Below are 18202 nucleotides of genomic sequence, written 5' to 3'. Positions count from 1 at the left end.
GATGAAGTCGGTGGGTGGGTGCACTTCGGGGGTGCTTGTTATGCCGAGGCGGGTGGTTCCTCGAGGGTGGCGGGGGCGGCGAGGAAGGTCAGGAGGCTGGGGTGGCGGGGGTCCAGGACTATGGCCTGGTCTTTGATGTGGCGGGAGACGACCGGGGTGAGGAAGTAGCGGGGCCAGCTGGTGCGGGCTATGGCTACTCGCAGGCGGTGGCCCTCGTGCAGAACGGCTTCGGTGGGGGTGATGTCTATGTCGAGGTTGTGAGGGGTGCCGGGCTGGACGGGAAGGACGGTGGCGGCGGTCAGCGGGTGGTCCGCGGTCAGGAGTTGGCCGTCGACGTAATGGCTTGTGCCCTCGTCCACGGCGCGGCGGCTGGAGCGCAGGGCGCCGCGGGCGATGACCGCGGAGGAACCGTCCGGGGAGACATCGCAGATGGTGACCGCCCAGAAGGCGTCGGTGCCGCTGGCGATCACCCGCAGGCGCAGGTTGAGGGGGCCGGACAGCAGCAGGTCTTCGGGTAGGGGCGCGCTGGTGAAGGTGACGGCCGCGGCCTCGTGTGCGCGGTCGTCGACGGCCCAGTCGCGGCCGAGCAGGGTGGGCAGCCCCATCAGGATCCAGCTGCTGGTCTGGGAGGTGATGCCGGGTCGCTTGCGCGGCATGCGAATTCGGCCCGGATAGCGGTCGGGTGTGTCGGTCAGGGAGCCGTCGGTGGCGGCGTGTGCGGCCGCGCCGCTGGGCGCGGCGGACAGGTACCACTGGTGTACGCGGGCGTCGGGGTGCGGGAAGGTGTCGCGGCTGACCCAGCCGCCGCCGAGCTGGCGGACGGTGACGGGCCCGTATTCGTCTATCCCGTTGTCGATGCCTTTGACCCAGCGGTCGAAGAAGGCGCACTGCAGTTCGTCGAGGCGCTGCGGGTGGCCGGCGGAGCCGAATCCGGTGCCGGGTCCGACGTGATAGCTGTCCTCGACCACGAGTTGTGCGGCGCCGGCGGGCAGTCGGAGTCGCTGGTGCAGGCCGGGTGCGGAGCGCACGAAGACGTCGTGCCAACCGGCGTGGATCCAGGTGGCGGCGGTGACATTCTCCAGCTGCGGTCGCCGGTCGGTGGCTTCGTCATCGTAGAAGTGCTGATGGTGCTGATCGGACAGCAGTGCTCCGGCGACGTCGGGCAGCCGGGTGAAGGGGCTGGCGAGGCGATCGCGCAGAAACTGGCCGACGGCACCGGTTTTCACCAGTCCGGGCACCGAGGGCAGCCATTTGGTGCCGTTGACGGCGGCGATCCAGGCCAGATTGAAGGTGGACTGGGTGCCGCCGGTGAGCATGAGGTCGCGGGTCGGGTCCTCCGAACCGACCAGCGCGAAGACCGCTTTCAGCCCTTCGGGGCGGTGTCCGGCGGTTTGCAGGGCGGTGATGGCGAGGTAGGAGATGCCGGTCATGGCGAGGTCGCCATTGCACCAGGACTGAGTGCGCACCCACTCCAGGACTTCCAGGTGATCGCGCTGTTCCCGCGCGGACATGAGTTCCAGTCGGCCGGTGGAGGTTCCGGTGCCGCGCACATCCACCGCGACGTGGACGTAGCCGCGGGAGATGAGGGTGCGGTTGGCGCGGATCGATTCCAGCGCGCCGCCGCCGAGTGCGCGCAGCATCTCCCGGCCGCCGGCACGCCCGTGTGCGGAGGGCGGGACCGCGCGGTAGACCAGCGGGCCCAGCGCTGACACCAGGTTGATCAGCGGGTTGGCGCGCGTCATCAAGGTCTTGTTGTACGGGCTCAGGGTGATGACCGCGGGCAGTCCCTCGGTGACGGCCCTGCCGTGCCGATCGGCGGGCCGGGTGATGTCGGCGGAAAGAATTGTGCCGTCGCTCAAGCGGATTCCGATCCCCCGATCCACCTGAATCCGGGGGTAGCGGGCCGGTCCGAGTGTGAAGCGCGCATTGGGCGGCAGTGCGGCGCCGGGTGCGCCCAGTGCGGCCGAAGCGGAGGCGGATTCCTGCGAAGGCGACATGTTCGGCTCCTTTGCCGAGGTGGCTCACCAGCATGCGAGCCCATTGTCTCAGACGGTAAGGGATTTCTGCGGCGCTGTCACTACGGCAGCGCGTCCGAATTCCTGCTGCCCGATTGTGCAATCGACCAATACACAAGGCGTTGCGGGACAGAGATTCTCGCAACCCCCAGCTCACGGTCAGAGCGCGCGAATCACCCGCGCCGGATTGCCCGCGGCGAACACCCGTTCCGGCAGATCACGAGTCACCACACTGCCCGCACCGACCACCGTATTCGACCCGATGCCCACTCCCGGGCAGACGATCACCCCGCCGCCGAGCCACACATTGTCACCGATCACGATGGGCGCGGCGCTCTCCCAGCGTTGCCTGCGCAGTTCGTGGTCCGCCATCGGATGCAGTGCGGTGAGCAGTTGCGCACGCGGGCCGATGGACACGTCATCGCCGATGGTCACCGGCGCGCAATCGAGCACGATGGCGTCGTAGTTGAGGAAGCTGTTGTCCCCCAGCCGGATCAGATGCCCGTAATCGCATTGGAAGCGCGGCATGATCCAGGAGCCCTCCCCGATCGCCCCCAGCAGATCGGTGAGCAGGGCGTGCCGCTGCTGCTCCTGCCCTGCGCCGGTGGCATTGAATGCGTCCAGCAACTCCTGGCAGTGGCGGCGTTCGGCGACGAGTTCGGGGTCGTTGTCGCGGTAGAGCTCGCCGCGCAGCATGCGGTCCTTGTGTTCTCCCACGCCTCCATCCTGCCGAATGCCGGACTGTGCGAGGGCAGCCCGGCGTCTGGTATCAACAGTGAAGTGAAGATCGGATTCTCGCTCCCCCAGTTCGGCACTCAGGCCTCCCAGGGCGATCAGGTGATGCGCTACGCGGCGGCGGTGGAACAGGCCGGGGCGCACAGCCTGTGGGTCGGGGATCGGCTCATAGCCGCGACGAACCCGACGGTCGGATACGGCGGCGAGGACACCATTCCGGACCAATTCAATGCGATTCTCGATCCGTTCCTGGTGCTCGCGCTCGCGGCCGCGGTCACCGAGCGGGTGCGGCTGGGCACGAATGTGCTTATCGCACCGCTGTATCGGCCCGCCCTGCTGGCGCGCTCGCTGACCACCCTGGATGTGGTGAGCGGCGGGCGGTTGGTGCCCGGCTTCGGGATCGGGTGGTCGCCGGAGGAATACGAGGCGGCCGGGGTGCCCTTCACCCATCGCGGGGCGCGGCTGGATGAGACTCTCGATGCCCTGGAAGCCATCTGGACCACTGATCCGGCCGGGCACGAGGGGCGTTTCGTCTCGGTGCGCGAGCATCGCAGTGAATTGCAGACCGTGCAGCGGCCCCGGCCGCCGATCTATCTGGGCGCGTTCAGTGCGGCAGGGCTGGCGCGAATCGGGCAGCGGGCCGAGGGCTGGCTGCCGGTGGTTCCGGTGCCCGGGCCGCCGGGGTGGGGTGCGCGGCTGCTGCGGATGCGCGCGATCATCGACAAGGCCGCGGTGGCCGCCGGGCGCGACCCGGAGGGCATTCACACGATTCTGCGGGTGAATGTCGCGCCCGGCAGCTCGGTATCGCAGGTGGCCGACACCATCGAACAGGTCGTCGCCGAAACCGGATTCGACGATGTGTTCGTCGACCTGATGTACCTCACCGATTCGGTGGACGGCATGCTCGCTGCCGCCATCGAACTGCTCGGGCGATTGCGCGGGTGAACTGCGGGCGGTCACCCGGGCAATCGACCCCAGCGCCCGTCACTGAGCGAAGTGCTCAGTGACGGGCAAATCGATGCTGCGGCAGCAGGTTTCGTTCCGGGAGCGAGCCTCGGCCGCCGGGTGATCGGACGCGTTCGGCGACGGTCAACGGCCGAATGAACCGGGATTGCCCGGCGAGCCTCAGCGACCGGAGGATCGGGACAGGTTCCAGCCCTGCCAGGTATCGCGGTCGAGCCCGGCGCGGACGTCCTTTGTGATCTCGTCGCGCTGCGGTGCGGGCAGGCGGTCGAGGGCGGGCAGGATATCGGTCGAGAGCCTGCCGAGGTAGCCGGAGTCGAGGGTCTTGCCCGCCTGCCAGCGATCGATATTGCGGTCGGCGACCAGGCGCTCGGGATTCACCACCGCCAGTACCAGCAGGGTGGCCAGTGCCGCGCCCGCTGCCGCCCGAGGCACCCATTCCCGGCGCAATCGCACCAGGCTGGCCAGCACCAGCAGGTAGACCAGGCCGATCCACAGTTCGAACACCTCCACCAGCAGTCGCAGCACCGTGAATCCGTACGCCTGCTGGTAGGTCCACATGCGATGCAGCGCGGACGCCACGATCACCAGCGTCAGCACGCTGACCGAGGTCACTCCCACCCGAAGCCACAGCCGATCCCCCGCCGAGTGCTGCGCCGCCCACCGCTGCACCACCGCGATCACGGCGAGCGTCAGCATGCTGACCATCGACAGCTCCCAGAACCCACTGCGCGCGTACTCCGCATAGGTCAGGTCGGCCGTCCGCTGCACATACCCGTCGCCGCCGAACAGGACCGCCAGCTGCGTGCCCACGAACACCATGAACAAGACGGTCAGCGCACCCATCGGCAAACCCCATTCGGTCCGCGACAGTCGCCGAATACGCGGCGCCGCAACCGATTCCGCGCCTCGCTCCTGCACAGCCGCCGCACCGCCGGCAATCACCAGATCCATCCAGCCGGTCACCCGCGACGGCCCGTCCGCCGCCGGAGGCGGACCCGCCAGCACGTACAGCGCCCCCGCAACCCCCAAGCCCGCGATCGTGAATACGAATCCCCACTGCACCAGCAGCGCGGTATCCAGCGCCGGTACCACGGCATCGACCAATCGCGCGAACACCGGATCCGCCCCCACCAGCAGCGGCACGAACACCAGCAGCAGCGCCAAGGTCGCCGCGACCGACCACCACACCCGAGCCCCCACCCGACGACTCCCCGTCCCGCGACCCACTCCCCGATACAGCCACGGCACCGACATCACCGCAGCCCAGGGCACCGCCACCATGTCGAAGAACACCCCGAACACCGACCGCCGCCCCACCGCGGCAAACGATCCGGCCACCCCCGCCCCGAGCACACACAGCACGAACAACCAAGGCGCAGCCCGAAACACACCGACCCCCAGCAACCCCAGCGCCAGCGCACCCCACCACATCCGCGACGAGGGCACATCCACCAGGCGCGCACGCAATCCGTGCGACACATCCGCAAGGAAATCGTCCGACCTATCGGCATGCGACCCATCAGCATCAGCATCAGCAATGAATTCGCCACGCCGCTGCTCGAGTGAAGGCAAACCTTCCGACCCCGCCCGCTGCGCCTGCCTCGCGCCCCGATACCGCCGCCTTCGGGACCACCCAGCGTCTTCCCACGACCCACCGCCGGATTCAGACATCCCAGCGGCGGCACGCCCCGAGGCCGCCGCTGACCCCTCACCCGACTGCACTGAGGGGGTGCCACCAGCATTTTCCCGAGCCTCAGACGCCACGACCGGCGGATCTCCGCGATCAGCCGCCCCCGAGGCAGTCCCCGAGCCCCCCGAAGCCGCATCCGCCGTCGTCGCAGTGATGCCACCTGCGGTTTCTCGAGCCTCAGCAGCCGCATCCCGCCGCCCGACCCGATCGACCACCCACACCGCACCCGCAGTCACACACCCCGCAAGCACCCACCCGATCCCCGGACGATCCAGCGGCACCAGCACCGCCGCGGCCACCCCCGCCCCACCGACCGCGAGCAACGTCCCCCGCGGCATCGGAACAATCGCCGACCTCGGCGGAATACGCAGCGGCACAGTCCTTCTCGGATATTCTGGGACAGTGGACCCAGGCCCTCCCACCGGCGAAAGGGCATCGCCTCTGATCGTTACCTCAGCCACCCGCTCCGGCGCGGGGCTCGCCGACCACACCGACGCAGACCCCGATCCGGGAGCCGGGACTGCCTCCGACACCGGAACGGACCCGCTAGCCGGTGCCGCACCACCACTCTCGGAAATGTCTACACCCCTCGAACCCGGCATCGCGGCAACCTCGAATTCAACGCTCGCAGAGCCGGATTCATCGGGCTGCTGCACCTCGACCGGACCAGACTGCGCTCCGCCGAGCAGTTGAGTTCCGGAGGCCAAGAGCCCCGGCGACGCAAGTACGTCCGACGCTGTTCGGCCAGTTCTCGATTCGCCGGGTGGGAGTGTCTCGGGCGGGGCTGGGAGAACCTCGGGCGAGGTTTCGGCGAACGGCGCAGCGCCGGAGCCCTCACTGTCGCCGGCGTGGAATGGGGTGGGTGGTCCGGGCTGGTCGAGTGTGGGGGCGAGACTGGCGTCCACAGGGGTCTGGTCATCGGGGAGTTGATAGTCGGAGGCGTGCTGACCGGGTAGTTGTTGGGCGGGTGGGGTTTCGGGGTCGGGTGCGGGGATGGGGTTCTCGGGCATGGCTGATCCTTCTGTAGGCGTGCGCGAATGGCCCGGGGGCCGAAGGCGACCGGGGGTGTGGGATGGGGTGGGGTGTTGCCGGGCGGAAGGGCTCGGTGCCGGGGCGAACGGGTTAGGCGCTGGGGAGGGTGACGCGGATTCGGGAGCCGGGGGCGGTGACGGCGATGGTGCCGCCGTGGAGTTCGACTATCCAGCGGGCAATGGCCAGGCCCAGGCCGGTGCCGCCGCCGCTGCTGCCGCCTCGGGTGAAGCGTTCGAAGATGCGGGCGCGTTCGGGGATGGGGATGCCGGGGCCGTCGTCGTGGACTTCGAGGACGGTGTGGGAGCGCAGGGTGTGGGCGGTGAGGCGGACTTCGCCGTGGGCGGGGCCGTGGCGGGTGGCATTGTCGAGGAGGTTGAGCAGGACCTGGTGCAGGCGGGCGCGGTCGGCGCGGACGGTCAGGCCGGGGGTGGCGGCGATAATGAAGCGGACGGGGCGGTCGATGGCGGCGGCCATGACTTCGGCTTCGGCGACAACCTCTTTCAGCAGCAGGTCCACCGGCAGGTGCTCCAGGTACAGGCGCACGGCGCCGGCTTCGATGCTGGACAGGGCCAGCAGTTCCGAGATCAGCAGGCTCAGACGTTCGGTTTGCGCGAGCGCGGTGCGCAGGGTGGCCGGGTCCGGTTCCGCGACACCGTCCACCAGGTTCTCCAGCACCGCACCCAACGCCGTGATGGGCGTGCGCAATTCGTGCGACACATTGGCGATGAAATCGCGGCGCTGCTGATCTGCGGCCCCCAGATCGGCGGCCATCTGATTGAACGCCTCCGCCAGCTGTCCCACTTCGTCATGGGAGGTGGCCCGCACCCGCCGCGAATAATCGCCCTGCGCCATACGTTTGGCCGCCGCGGTCATCTCCCGCAGCGGCAGCGTCATACCGTGTGCGAGCACCTGCGAAGTCACCAGGGCGATCAGCATCGCAGCCACGGTGGTGCGCGGTGGCAGCCACCCGATGCGCGAGGCGAAGAACCCGAACGCCACCGCCCCCGACCCCAGCATGAGAATGGCCAGCTTCATCTTGATCGACCGCACCCGGTCCAGCGGCCGTGGCAACCGCGCGGCGAGGCGATTGCCCGCCGCGCGCACCAGCTCCAGCCGGCGCACCGCAGGCTCCCTCGCCGAACCGGACACCGTTGCCGACGCCCCACCATCGGTTGCGCGCGGCCCACTGCCGGTTGCGGGCACCTCACGATCGGGCGCACCCAGCGCACCGTCAGGCGCGGGCACCCCGGTATCGGTTGAGCGCGCCGCACAATCGGCAGCCCAGGCACCGGGTGGAGCCGCCGGGGCTTCCGGTCGGTCAGCGGCGTCGGCTCCGGGAGACGGCGTGTCCTCGGCTCCGGGAGCCGGCGTGCCCTCAGCGGCAGGTAGCTCGCCGTCCGGCGCAGGCGACTCCTGTACGGAGGGTTGCGGGCTCATCTCGCCTCCAGGGCGTAACCGACGCCGTGCACGGTGCGGATGAGGTCGGCGCCGAGTTTGCGGCGCAGCGCCTTGATGTGACTGTCGACTGCTCGGGTTCCGGAGGCGTCTGCCCATCCCCAGACCTCCGAGAGCAGCCGGTCGCGGGCCAGCACGGCGCGCGGGCGGCGGGCCAGATGCACAAGGAGCTCGAATTCCAGTGGGGTGAGCTGGGTTTCGGCGTCGGCGCGCCAGACTCGGCGCTGATCGACATCGATGCGCAGATCGCCCACGATGATGGTCGCGCCGGGAGCGGCGGTGCGTTCGACACGGCGCAGCAGGGCGTGAATGCGTGCGGTGAGCACCCGCATGGAGAACGGCTTGGTCAGATAGTCGTCGGCGCCGACACCCAAACCGATCAGCATGTCGGTCTCATCGGTGCGCGCGGTGAGCATGAGCACCGGCACGGGACGGCGGGCCTGGATACGGCGGCACACCTCGAGGCCGTCGAAACCCGGCAGCATGATGTCCAGGACCACCAGATCCGGGTGCAGCTTCTCGGCGGCCGCGACACCGGCGGGACCGTCATGAGCCAGATCGACGGTGAAGCCCTCGGCGCGCAGGCGGGCGGCAATGGATTCGGCGATGGTCGGTTCGTCCTCCACCACCAGAATCCGCCGCGCACTGCCCTGCTGGCTGATTTCCATGCTGGTGACACTAGGCAGTGCGCGTGGAGATGGTTCGCACCGCTTGTGAAGATCTTGTGGAGACCGGGCTGAACGCCGGCGCGCACCGGCCGCGCACTAGCATGACCGGGTGCCATCACCGACGGATCACACCGCGCGCCTGCGTGGTGCCGCCGTCGGCGCAGCCTCCGGAGCCGTGGCCCTCGGAGCGCACGGACTCGGTGGCGGGAATGCCGCGCCCGAGGGATCGTCGCTGGCGCTGCTGTTCGCGGCGTGCGGGTTGATCGGCGTGGTTGTCGCCTCGCTGCGGCCGCGCTACGGGCTGATCTGGCTCATGGGCATGCTGGCCGCGGGACAGGCCATCGGGCATATCGCGCTGTCCACGTCGCCCGAGCATCATCATCACGCGGCCTCGCCGATCATGCTGATCGCGCATCTGGTGGCGATTCCGTTCGGCGCCATGGTCATTCGGGCCGCCGAGGCCGGAATGCGGCGGGCCGTGACGAGTGTGCGGCGATTCATCGTGGCGCTGGGCATCGCGCCGGAACCACCCGCGCACCAGGCGCGGACGACGACTCCCGATGATCGGGCGGTACTGCGGCGACTGCTGGTCAGCCCTGGAATCGGGCGGCGCGGGCCACCCGCGTTCGCACTCCCGTTCCTTCACCCCGTACCGGCGTAACAGCTCCGCGCTGCCGGTAGGCACGCCATACGGTCGCGAGATCGGCACATTTCGCCTGCGCATCCACCGGTGTTCACATTCGGCCCGGTGTGCGCGTTCGGCGCGAATCGCCTTGTCCGCGATCACGACCGACTGATTCGCTGTCGAACTGATTCGCCAGGTCGACCAGTGCGTCTCACGTCGCGTGTGCGCTGCCACTGTGCGGTTGCACTGCCGCTGTGTCGCTGTGCTGTCCCTGTGTGTCGCACTGACGTCGCGCTGACGTCGAATCCGGCACACCGGATTCGCGGCCGCCGACACCACGGTCCGGGGTTCTGCTGCCTCCCCCTCATCGATCGGAGATTCTTCGTGTCCGCATCAGTTCTGCGCCCCCTGCGCGCTCCCCGCGTGCTGCGCCGCCTCACGGCCGTCGCCGCCGTCTCGGCGCTCGCCGTCCTCCCCGTCGCCTGTTCCTCCGATTCCGGCTCCACCTCTACCGCCCAGGCCGCGGACAAGGTGACCATGAGCGACCAGTGGATCAAGGCCGCCGACAGCGGTATGTCCGCCGCGTTCGGCACGCTCAGCAATGCCGGTGACAACCCGGTGCAATTGGTCGCCGCCTCCAGCCCGGCCTCGGCGCGGGTGGAGATCCACGAGGTCGTCACCGATGGCGTCGGCGGCGATAAGACCATGCGCCCCAAGGAGGGTGGGCTCACCATTCCCGCGCACGGATCGGCCACGCTCGAGCCCGGCGCCGAGCACCTGATGTTCATGGATCTGAAGCAGCCGCTGCGCACCGGCTCCGACACCCGGATCACGCTGGTGTTCTCGGACGGTTCCACCACGACCGTCACCGCACAGGTGCGTGACTTCGCGGGCGGTCAGGAGAACTACGCCGCCCCTGCCAGCGGCGCCGAGAGCCCCGCGCACGGTGGCTGAGCCGACCACACCGCATCCCTCCCGGCTCAGCAGGCGGCGTCTGCTGGGCGGGGGCGCCGCCGTGGCCGGAGCCGCGGGGGCGGGGGGAATCGGCTGGGGTGCGGCCACTCTCACCCATCGCGAACAGCACACCGATCCCGCACTGGAGACCGTCCCGTTCTACGGGCAGCACCAGGCGGGCATCGATACCGAACCTCCGGGTGCGGCGGCCTTCGTCGGCTTCGATCTGAAGCCGGGTGTCGGGCGCGAGGACATCATCGGCGTGCTGAAGATCTGGACCGACGATGCCGCGCGCCTGACCCAGGGCAAGCCCGCACTCGCCGATACCGAACCGGAGCTGGCCCAACGCCCCGCCCGGCTCACGGTGACGGTCGGGTTCGGGCCGGAGCTGTTCACGGTCGCCGGACTCGAGGACCGGCGCCCGAGCTGGCTCAAACAATTGCCGCCCTTCACCATCGATCGCCTCGACCCGGCCTACACCGGTGCGGACCTGCTGCTGCAGATCTGCGCCGAGGAGACCACCACGGTGTCGCATGCGGTGCGGGTGCTGTCCAAGCATGTGAAATCGCTGGTGCAGGTGCGGTGGGTGCAGCGCGGTTTCCGCAATGCGGCCAAGGGCCGGACCATGCGCAATCTGCTCGGGCAGATCGACGGGACGGTCAATATCGCCCCGCGCACAGTCGATTTCGATCACCTGGTCTGGGATGACGGCGCCCGGCAGCAGTGGCTGGCGGGCGGTACCTCACTGGTGCTGCGGCGCATTGCCATGAAGCTGGACACCTGGGACGAGCTCGATGCCGACGGCCGGGCCATCACCCTGGGCCGCCGCGATGCGAACGGCGCACCGCTCTCGGGCACACAGGAATTCGACGAACCCGATTTCGCCGCCGTCGACAAGTACGGCATTCCGGTCATCCCGCCGTCCTCGCATATCGCGCGTGCCCACCACACGCACGAAGGTGAGCGGTTCCTGCGTCGTGGTTACAACTACGACGAAGCGCCCGCGCCCGGCCAGGTGTCGAATTCGGGTCTGCTGTTCGTGTCCTGTCAACGCGATGTCGATGCGCAATACCTGCCGGTGCAGCAGCGACTCGCGGAGTTCGACGCGCTCAATCAATGGACCACACCGGTCGGTTCGGCTGTCTTCGTCATCCCGCCCGGCGTGCCGGCGCCCGGCGGATATCTGGGACAGCAAGTGTTCGACCGGTAACCCCGGCCCGGCCGGACCTTCCATGAGGGGCGGCCCGGCCGGGTTCTAGGGTGACCAGCATGACCGTGCTGCGTTCGATCGTGCTGTTCGCACTGGCCGCCGTCGCGGAGATCGGCGGGGCCTGGCTCATCTGGCAGGGCGTCCGCGAACATCGCGGCTGGGAATGGATGGGCGCCGGAGTCATCGCGCTGGGGTTGTACGGGTTCGTGGCAACCCTGCAGCCCGACGCGAGCTTCGGCCGCATCCTCGCCGCCTACGGTGGCGTATTCGTGGCGGGATCGCTGCTGTGGGGCATGGCATTCGACGGCTTCCGGCCCGATCGCTGGGATGTGTCCGGTGCGCTGGTGTGCCTGGCCGGTGTCGCGCTCATCATGTACGGGCCCCGTTCAACGTGAAACCGGCTGTGGCCTCGGTGCATTCGCGCATCCGATGCGCAACGGGGTGCGGCACAGCCTGAGGCAGTGCGTGCAGAATTGCACGCGCAGAGGCGATTACCCATTCGCCCCGATCAGCGCGTCGACGAGAGTCCGCGGGGTCGAGATGGCGCTCTCGTCGCCGAGCCTGGCGGCGGCATGACCTCATGCGCCGCGAGGCCGATCTCGGTGCCGTGGAACAGGATCTGGACCGGCTGTGTACGGAGGCGACCGCCACCGGCGCGCGCCTGGCCCTGTTCACCCTCGCCGATGCCTTCACCGGTCCGCTGCAACCGCTGCGCCACCGCTTCGCCGCCTTCGCCGAGGCCGTGCGCCGGACCGCGGCCCGTCACGACGGCATTCTCGTCGAATTCCGGGGGCACCCCGCCCGCCTGCGCCCGGACTGGCTCAGCGCCGACCGCATTCACCTGACCATGGCGGGTCAGGCCGTTGTCGCCGCCGAGCTCGCGAAATCGCTGGCCCGCCAAGCGGACTCGGGACCGGGCGGCGAGTAGGCCCGGCCCCGCTCAGACAGAACCGCACGGGGTGCAATGAGGCACCCTGTGCGGCAATCGTTTCGGCGAGTTGCTCAGTGCCGGTCGCTCAGTGCCAGTTTTTCAGTGCCAGTTTTTCAGTGCCAGAGCGTGGCGATGAAAACGTTCAGAATCGCCAGGCCACCGGCCGCATGTGTCATCCACGGCAACGCCTTGCCGCGCTTGGCATCGGCGCGGCCCACTTCGGCGAAGCCCGCGACCAGCACCGCCACCACCAGTTTGGTGATGACCTTCGGCATATTCAGGTCCTTGTCGAGCGAGCCGATCGACTCGGCCATGCCGACCAGAATGATGCCGGTGACGAGCTGGGCGCGCGCGCCCCACACCATCAGTTCCGAGACGCGCGGCTGGGCGGCGATATATCCGCCGACCACTGCCGCCATACCCAGCAGATGCGCTACGACGACCAGGTTGTAGACGAAGTCCATGACTGCACACCGTAGTTGATCGGCACTCGTCAACGACAGGCGGTAGTACCGGAAAAGGCAGCTGATGGGCGGTACGAATGTGTCTCACGACCTACCCACGAAGGAGTTTCACGCCCCCACGGGCCGGGTAGTCCACCTCCAGTGACTCTCTGCGCCGAAGGGAGAGTTTCCCGTTGCGGGCAGTAACCGGGCAGGAGAAGCAGGTGGCGGTTGTACTCGTGCTGCGGGCACGCGGACTGGGTGATCTCCTCACCGCGGTCCCCGCGCTACGCGCACTGCGCCGGGCCCGGCCCGGGGACCATATCGCGCTCGCCGCACCGCACCGGCTCAAACCCATTGTGGACCTGATCGCCTCGGTCGACGAGATGGTGCCGACCACCGACCCGGCCGCGATCCGCTGGGACGGTGCGCCGCCCGCACTCGTGGTCAATCTGCACAGCGCCACCGCCGAGAGCATTGTGGAACTCAATCGCACACGGCCCGAACAGATTCTGACCTATCGCAATCCCGCCTTCCCGGATCTGGACGGACCGGACTGGCCCGCCGAGATGCACGACGTGGACCGCTGGTGCCATCTGCTGGAAACCGCGGGCATCAGCGCCGACCGCCGCAATCTGGGCCTGGTGCCGCCGGTCGCGAGCACCAGCCATCGCGACTGCGTGGTCGTGCACATCGGCGCGGGGGCACCCGCGCGCCGCTGGCCGCCGGATCGGTTCGCGGCGGTGGTACGGCATCTGCTGGTGCAGGGTCGCGATGTCGTCCTCACCGGGGATGAGACCGAACGCGATATCGCCCTCGGCGTCGCGGCCCGTGCCGGATTGGCCCCGGCCCGGGTGCTCGCGGGTCAGCAGAACCTCATCGAATTGGCCGCCACCGTCGCCGAGGCCGCCCTCGTGGTGTGCGGGGATACCGGGGTAGCCCATCTCGCAACGGCTTTCGGCACGCGCACGGTGCTGCTGTTCGGTCCCACCCCGCCCAGCCGCAGTGGTCCGCCGGCCCACCTATTGGGTCGCCATGCCGTGCTCTGGGCCGGGCAGATCGGCGATCCGCAGGGAGACACGCCGGACCCGGGTCTGCTGAAGATCGGTGTGCCCGAGGTTGTCAATGCCATCGACAAACAGTTGCGCAAACGCCCCTGGCCCGGCACGGGCATGGATCGCCGTGGGCAGCAGGCCTATCGGCGCGTGGGCTGAATCGCTCCGCCCTAGGTCTCCGCGATATCGGCGCGCGCATTCGACAGGGCCGCGGAATACGCCGCGATCGCACTCGGCCAGAACTGCTCCAGATAGTCCCGCGCATCGGCCAGACCGCGCGGGTCCAGACAGTAGAGCCGCCGATTGCCTTCGGGCTGGACCATCACCAGGCGAGCCTCGCGCAGCACCTTCAGATGCTGCGATGCCGCCGAACTGGTGACCGCGACGGCCGCGGCCAGCTCACCGACCGATCGCGGACCTGGTGGCAGCGCTTCGAAGATGGCCCGCCGAGTGGGATCGGCAAGCGCGCTCAGTACCGCGACTCCATTAGCGACCACTTGAACAGGGTGTCCATCGCCGATGATCATGTCAATACACGCCGAGTGGCCCATCGCCGAGGTCATACCACAATTACCCGCGTGTCGTTACCTGCCCGTAACCTGCGAACTGGGCTTTCAGGTCGACGTGACGGCGATTACACGGTTTCTCGACTGGTTATAACCTCCCGTACGTTCGGTCCATGCCCGTAACCGTTCCGTTATCCAGAAGCCGTCAGGCCCGCCGGTACCGCGCGGCGGCCACCCGTGCAGTAGCCGTTACCGCGGTCGTCGGCGCCTCCATGGCGGCGCTCGCCGCCGCCGACCCGCACGCCGATGCGAATACCGATACGGTCGCCGCGAATGTCGCCGCGACCCACACCACGGAGTTCACCGCCTTCACCCCGCGCGAAGCGCAGATGCCGCAGACCGTGCCGCCGGAGGTCCTCGACTTCCTGAAGAACCTGGGCATCGAACAGGCCCGCCCGAAAACCGTTCGCCCGGTGAGCGGTCCGCTGACCTCCGGCTTCGGGGTCCGCTGGGGCGCCATGCACGCCGGCATCGATTTCGGCGAGGGCTTCGGCACGCCGATTCGCGCGGTCACCGACGGCACCGTCATCGAGGCCGGTCCGGCCTCCGGCTTCGGCCTGTGGGTGCGCGTGCAGCAGGACGACGGCACCATCGGCGTCTACGGCCATATGCAGGACATCCTGGTGCAGACAGGCCAGCAGGTGCGCGCCGGCGACGAGATCGCCACCGTGGGCAATCGCGGCTACTCCACCGGACCGCACCTGCACTACGAAGTGCACACCGCCCCGGGCTCGGCCATCGACCCGCTGCCCTGGCTCGCCGGGCGCGGCATGGATGTCGGCCAGGCCGGCTGACACACCGCCGGGCCGACCGGCACACCGAAGCTCAGGCGCCGCAACGACAATCGATGAGGGGTTGTCACTGCGGCCGTGCGCCACGAGCACGCTGACAGCCTCGCCCGGAGCACTCCGGACGGGGCCGTTGCAGTACTCGGGTACTACGTGCGAACCACACCTTCGGGGGACGTGGCCGCCGCAATCGCGCCCATAACGTCGGGATATGACCACCGCTGCCCTCGCCCCCGCCCTTCGACGGCTGCATCGCCCCCTGCTCGTCACCTCCGCCGCCATGATCGCGCTCGCCGTATTCTCCTTGTGCGCCATGCTCTTCGACGATCGCATGCTGCTGCACGAATCGGTCTGGCTCAAACCGCTCAAATTCGCCGTCGCCTTCACCCTCTACACCGGCACGCTCGCCTGGCTACTGTCCTTCCCGCACCGGGGGCAGCGGCTGACCTGGTGGATGGGCACTCTCTTCGCCCTGACCGCCTTCGTGGATGTCGGATTCATCGCCGTCCAGGCCGCGCGCGGCACCTTCAGCCACTTCAATACCCAGACCGATCAGGTCAACAGCATCGGGCAGATGGTCTTCGCCTCCGGCGTGCCCGGCCTGTTCGTCGCGAATCTGGTGATCGCACTGACACTTTCGTGGCAGCACATCACCGATCGGCCCACCACGCGCGCCATTCACGCCGGACTCGGGATCGCCGTGGTCGGAATGGGCCTGGGCTATCTCATGGGTTTCACCGGTAAGCAGGAGACCACCGACGCCTACGGCCATCCGGTGGAGCTGGCCGCCGGGCACACCGTCGAGCACGGCCGGCCCTTGGTCCGCGACGGGGTCGGCGGCATACCGGTCACGCACTGGAGCACCGTCGGCGGCGATCTGCGCATCCCGCATTTTGTCGGCCTGCACGGCATCCAGATCCTGATCGTGGCCGCCTTCGTCCTGACCCGACTCGCGCCCCGGGTGCCGTGGCTGCGTGCCGAACGCGTACGCGCCGACCTGATCTGGGTCCTGGCCCTCGGGTATGCCGGACTGCTCGGGGTGCTGCTGTGGCAGGCACTGCGCGCCCAGCCGCTCACGCACCCCGATGCCGCCACCCTCACCGGATTCGGCGCGGTCGCCGCCGTGGTGGCGGCGGGCACCGGCCTGGTCTACGCACTGCACCGCCGCGACAGTTCCTCGAGCGAGCCACTCACCACGCAGCTGCCTAGCGCAACCGCTCGGCCTCACGTGTCAGCTTCACCAATATCGCAGTGAGATCGGACAGTTCGATGGAATCGGCGCCCTCGGCGACGGCGGTGGCCACATCCTCGGCCGCACACCGGGCCGCGAACCAGCGGTCGGACAGATCCGCGACCTCCCCGGCCGTCAGCACCACCGAATCCTCCGGAATACCGGTGCCCTTCACACTGTTTCGATGCTCGTAGGCCCGCTGCCGGCAGGACTGGCGGCAATAGCGCCGACGGCGCCCGACCTCGGAATCGGCGATCTCTCTGCCACACCATTGGCAGGGCGGCGTCAGGCGGCGCGACATGACCGGAGACATTAGCGACGACCGGGGCGCTGCGTGCGAGTGGCACGCCGAAAAGGGCGGACAACCCTGGTGTTCGGGGCCCGCCCGGTTCTGGACTGACGGAGCAGAGGAGCGAAGCGGAGGAGCGGAGGAGGGAAGAACCGGGTTACGAGGGCCCCGAACCGCCGGAGCGAAGCGGAGGCAAATTAGACACAGAGTAGAATGGCTGGGTTCTCCCCACGGGAACGGAAGCCTGCGCTTCTGCGTTCACAAGGTAGAAGCGTTGAACTGAAGTCAAGACGTTGCCGATAGGCGAGAAGGGACCGCACTCATGGCAGATCGCGTACTCCGTGGCAGTCGGCTCGGAGCGGTGAGCTACGAGACCGACCGCGACCACGACCTGGCTCCCCGTCGGATGGCGAAGTACCGGACGGACAATGGCGAGGAATTCGATGTTCCCTTCGCCGATGACGCCGAGATCCCCCCGACCTGGCTGTGCCGCAACGGCCAGGAGGGCATCCTGCTCGAGGGCACCACACAGGAGCCCAAGAAGGTGAAGCCGCCGCGCACGCACTGGGACATGCTGCTGGAGCGTCGCAGCAAGGAGGAGCTCGAGGAGCTCCTGCAGGAGCGGATGGATCTGATCAAGAGCCGTCGCCGGGCGTAATTCCGCCGGACATACACGAAACGAGCCCCTTCCCGATCCGGGAGAGGGGCTCGTTTCGTGGTGTTGCTAGTGGCTGGCGACCTTGCGGTAGCGCAGCAGCGACAGCGGCACGGCAACGGCGAGGATCGCGAGCGAGCACAGCACCGAGTACTCGATGCAGTGGTCGGCGGGCCAGCCCGTGGCCGCGGTGAACCCGGGCGGGGAACCGTTGGCGAAGAGCTTGCGCCCGGCCGCCGAGACGGCGGTGATGGGATTCCAGGCCGCGACGGTGCGCAGCGGCCCCGGCAGCGTCTCCCCCGAGATGAACGCCGAGGAAATGAAGGTCACCGGGAACAGCCAGATCAGGCCCGCGCTCTGGGCCACCTCGACGCTCGGTGACAGCAACCCGGTGAGCGCGCCGATCCAGGACATGGCGAAGGCGAACAGCAGGATCACCGCGAAAGCCATGACGGCATCGATGATCCCGCCATTGATCCGCCACCCGACCGCGTACCCGCAGCCGACCATGACCGCCAGGGCGAGAATATTGACCACCAGATCCGACAGCGTGCGGCCCATGAGCACCGCCAGCCGCGACATGGGCAGGGTGCGCATGCGGTCGATAATGCCCTTGTGCAGGTCATTGGCCAGGCCGACGGTGGTGAAGGCCGCATTGAAAGCCACTGTCTGCGTGAAGATTCCGGCCAGCAGGAATTCGCGGTACTGCCCGCCGCCCAGGGACGCCCCGAAGATGTAGGCGAACAGGAACACGAACATGAGTGGCTGGATGGCGGCGGTCACCAGCAGCGTCGGCACGCGCAGGATGGTCAGCAGATTGCGGTAGGCGACGATGGCGCTGTCCCGAATGGCCCTGGGCAGCAGGACGGGCGAGGCGCCGCCGGGTTCACGCTG

The 18202-nt window shown here is 68.6% G+C and carries 19 protein-coding genes; 10 read left to right on the top strand and 9 right to left on the bottom strand.

Going from position 1 to position 18202, the window contains the following annotated elements; genetic code table 11:
• Positions 1-38: 38 nt before the first annotated feature.
• Both OG716_RS09375 and OG716_RS09370 read right to left on the bottom strand, forming a co-directional pair.
• Positions 39-1997: a CocE/NonD family hydrolase gene (locus OG716_RS09375; RefSeq protein ID WP_405137258.1), complete on the bottom strand. Its 1959-nt coding sequence runs from the start codon at positions 1995-1997 to the stop codon at positions 39-41.
• Positions 1998-2174: 177 nt separating this feature from the next.
• Positions 2175-2711, bottom strand: coding sequence for a sugar O-acetyltransferase (locus OG716_RS09370; protein ID WP_405139603.1), 537 nt, complete (start codon positions 2709-2711; stop codon positions 2175-2177).
• 84 nt (positions 2712-2795) lie between these two features.
• Here OG716_RS09370 and OG716_RS09365 point away from each other — a divergent pair, with 84 nt between their 5' ends.
• A complete protein-coding gene (locus tag OG716_RS09365; RefSeq protein WP_405137257.1) occupies positions 2796-3695 on the top strand; it encodes a TIGR03619 family F420-dependent LLM class oxidoreductase in 900 nt (299 codons plus the stop codon).
• A 180-nt stretch (positions 3696-3875) separates the two neighbouring features.
• Here OG716_RS09365 and OG716_RS09360 read toward each other — a convergent pair whose 3' ends face one another.
• From OG716_RS09360 to OG716_RS09350, 3 genes are all read right to left on the bottom strand, one after another.
• Positions 3876-5195 carry a DUF4153 domain-containing protein gene (locus tag OG716_RS09360; RefSeq protein ID WP_405137256.1) on the bottom strand — a complete coding sequence of 440 codons (1320 nt, stop codon included), beginning with the start codon at positions 5193-5195 and terminating at the stop codon, positions 3876-3878.
• A 1333-nt stretch (positions 5196-6528) separates the two neighbouring features.
• On the bottom strand, positions 6529-7473 hold the full coding sequence (locus OG716_RS09355) for an ATP-binding protein (RefSeq protein ID WP_405139601.1): 945 nt from the start codon (positions 7471-7473) through the stop codon (positions 6529-6531).
• Positions 7474-7871: 398 nt separating this feature from the next.
• Positions 7872-8561, bottom strand: coding sequence for a response regulator transcription factor (locus OG716_RS09350; protein ID WP_355121534.1), 690 nt, complete (start codon positions 8559-8561; stop codon positions 7872-7874).
• Between the two features lie 109 nt (positions 8562-8670).
• Here OG716_RS09350 and OG716_RS09345 point away from each other — a divergent pair, with 109 nt between their 5' ends.
• The 5 genes from OG716_RS09345 (at position 8671) to OG716_RS09325 (ending at position 12278) form a co-directional block, all read left to right on the top strand.
• Positions 8671-9222: a hypothetical protein gene (locus tag OG716_RS09345; RefSeq protein WP_405137255.1), complete on the top strand. Its 552-nt coding sequence runs from the start codon at positions 8671-8673 to the stop codon at positions 9220-9222.
• 348 nt (positions 9223-9570) lie between these two features.
• A complete protein-coding gene (locus OG716_RS09340) occupies positions 9571-10140 on the top strand; it encodes a copper chaperone PCu(A)C (protein WP_405137254.1) in 570 nt (189 codons plus the stop codon).
• On the top strand, positions 10133-11350 hold the full coding sequence (locus OG716_RS09335; protein ID WP_405137253.1) for a Dyp-type peroxidase: 1218 nt from the start codon (positions 10133-10135) through the stop codon (positions 11348-11350). Before OG716_RS09340 ends, OG716_RS09335 begins: the two co-directional genes overlap by 8 nt.
• 59 nt (positions 11351-11409) lie before the next feature.
• The gene (locus OG716_RS09330) at positions 11410-11745 is read left to right on the top strand and encodes a YnfA family protein (RefSeq protein ID WP_327139656.1); all 336 of its coding nucleotides are present in this window, start codon (positions 11410-11412) and stop codon (positions 11743-11745) included.
• Between the two features lie 185 nt (positions 11746-11930).
• The gene (locus tag OG716_RS09325) at positions 11931-12278 is read left to right on the top strand and encodes a hypothetical protein (protein ID WP_405137252.1); all 348 of its coding nucleotides are present in this window, start codon (positions 11931-11933) and stop codon (positions 12276-12278) included.
• A 116-nt stretch (positions 12279-12394) separates the two neighbouring features.
• On the opposite strand, the gene OG716_RS09320 is transcribed toward OG716_RS09325, so the two are convergent.
• Entirely contained in the window at positions 12395-12745 is a 351-nt protein-coding gene (locus OG716_RS09320; RefSeq protein ID WP_405137251.1) for a hypothetical protein, read from the bottom strand.
• 203 nt (positions 12746-12948) lie between these two features.
• Here OG716_RS09320 and OG716_RS09315 point away from each other — a divergent pair, with 203 nt between their 5' ends.
• On the top strand, positions 12949-13938 hold the full coding sequence (locus tag OG716_RS09315) for a glycosyltransferase family 9 protein (protein ID WP_405137250.1): 990 nt from the start codon (positions 12949-12951) through the stop codon (positions 13936-13938).
• A gap of 11 nt (positions 13939-13949) precedes the next feature.
• Here the strand turns inward: OG716_RS09315 and OG716_RS09310 are convergent, their stop codons facing one another.
• Complete coding sequence (locus tag OG716_RS09310; RefSeq protein ID WP_405137249.1) at positions 13950-14306, bottom strand: ArsR/SmtB family transcription factor; 357 nt, start codon at positions 14304-14306, stop codon at positions 13950-13952.
• 152 nt (positions 14307-14458) lie between these two features.
• Here OG716_RS09310 and OG716_RS09305 point away from each other — a divergent pair, with 152 nt between their 5' ends.
• Both OG716_RS09305 and OG716_RS09300 read left to right on the top strand, forming a co-directional pair.
• Positions 14459-15139: a M23 family metallopeptidase gene (locus OG716_RS09305; protein WP_405137248.1), complete on the top strand. Its 681-nt coding sequence runs from the start codon at positions 14459-14461 to the stop codon at positions 15137-15139.
• 205 nt (positions 15140-15344) lie between these two features.
• Positions 15345-16388 carry a hypothetical protein gene (locus OG716_RS09300; RefSeq protein ID WP_405137247.1) on the top strand — a complete coding sequence of 348 codons (1044 nt, stop codon included), beginning with the start codon at positions 15345-15347 and terminating at the stop codon, positions 16386-16388.
• Here OG716_RS09300 and OG716_RS09295 read toward each other — a convergent pair.
• Positions 16339-16665, bottom strand: a complete 327-nt coding sequence (locus OG716_RS09295) for a hypothetical protein (protein ID WP_355121557.1) — start codon at positions 16663-16665, stop codon at positions 16339-16341. The two genes, OG716_RS09300 and OG716_RS09295, sit on opposite strands and share 50 nt — an antisense overlap.
• 310 nt (positions 16666-16975) lie before the next feature.
• Here OG716_RS09295 and OG716_RS09290 point away from each other — a divergent pair, with 310 nt between their 5' ends.
• Entirely contained in the window at positions 16976-17311 is a 336-nt protein-coding gene (locus OG716_RS09290) for an RNA polymerase-binding protein RbpA (protein ID WP_297617393.1), read from the top strand.
• A 66-nt stretch (positions 17312-17377) separates the two neighbouring features.
• Here the strand turns inward: OG716_RS09290 and OG716_RS09285 are convergent, their stop codons facing one another.
• Positions 17378-18169 (bottom strand): ABC transporter permease, encoded by a 792-nt coding sequence (locus OG716_RS09285; protein WP_355122579.1) that lies wholly within the window; start codon positions 18167-18169, stop codon positions 17378-17380.
• Between the last annotated feature and the right edge of the window lie 33 nt (positions 18170-18202).

Source organism: Nocardia sp. NBC_01388 (genome assembly GCF_045040085.1).
Classification (GTDB): Bacteria; Actinomycetota; Actinomycetes; order Mycobacteriales; family Mycobacteriaceae; genus Nocardia.
The sequence above is the reverse complement of the archived record's forward strand: the minus strand, read 5'-3'. Positions and strand labels throughout refer to the sequence as shown.

Excerpts from the sequence above, each read along its gene's own strand:
- OG716_RS09375 (WP_405137258.1), bottom strand. The coding sequence starts at position 1,997 with ATGTCGCCTTCGCAGGAATCCGCCTCCGCTTCGGCCGCACTGGGCGCA.
- OG716_RS09370 (WP_405139603.1), bottom strand. The coding sequence starts at position 2,711 with ATGCTGCGCGGCGAGCTCTACCGCGACAACGACCCCGAACTCGTCGCC.
- OG716_RS09355 (WP_405139601.1), bottom strand. The coding sequence starts at position 7,473 with ATGAAGCTGGCCATTCTCATGCTGGGGTCGGGGGCGGTGGCGTTCGGG.
- OG716_RS09350 (WP_355121534.1), bottom strand. The coding sequence starts at position 8,561 with ATGGAAATCAGCCAGCAGGGCAGTGCGCGGCGGATTCTGGTGGTGGAG.
- OG716_RS09330 (WP_327139656.1), top strand. The coding sequence starts at position 11,410 with ATGACCGTGCTGCGTTCGATCGTGCTGTTCGCACTGGCCGCCGTCGCG.
- OG716_RS09325 (WP_405137252.1), top strand. The coding sequence starts at position 11,931 with ATGCGCCGCGAGGCCGATCTCGGTGCCGTGGAACAGGATCTGGACCGG.
- OG716_RS09320 (WP_405137251.1), bottom strand. The coding sequence starts at position 12,745 with ATGGACTTCGTCTACAACCTGGTCGTCGTAGCGCATCTGCTGGGTATG.
- OG716_RS09310 (WP_405137249.1), bottom strand. The coding sequence starts at position 14,306 with ATGATCATCGGCGATGGACACCCTGTTCAAGTGGTCGCTAATGGAGTC.
- OG716_RS09305 (WP_405137248.1), top strand. The coding sequence starts at position 14,459 with ATGCCCGTAACCGTTCCGTTATCCAGAAGCCGTCAGGCCCGCCGGTAC.
- OG716_RS09300 (WP_405137247.1), top strand. The coding sequence starts at position 15,345 with ATGACCACCGCTGCCCTCGCCCCCGCCCTTCGACGGCTGCATCGCCCC.
- OG716_RS09295 (WP_355121557.1), bottom strand. The coding sequence starts at position 16,665 with ATGTCGCGCCGCCTGACGCCGCCCTGCCAATGGTGTGGCAGAGAGATC.
- OG716_RS09290 (WP_297617393.1), top strand. The coding sequence starts at position 16,976 with ATGGCAGATCGCGTACTCCGTGGCAGTCGGCTCGGAGCGGTGAGCTAC.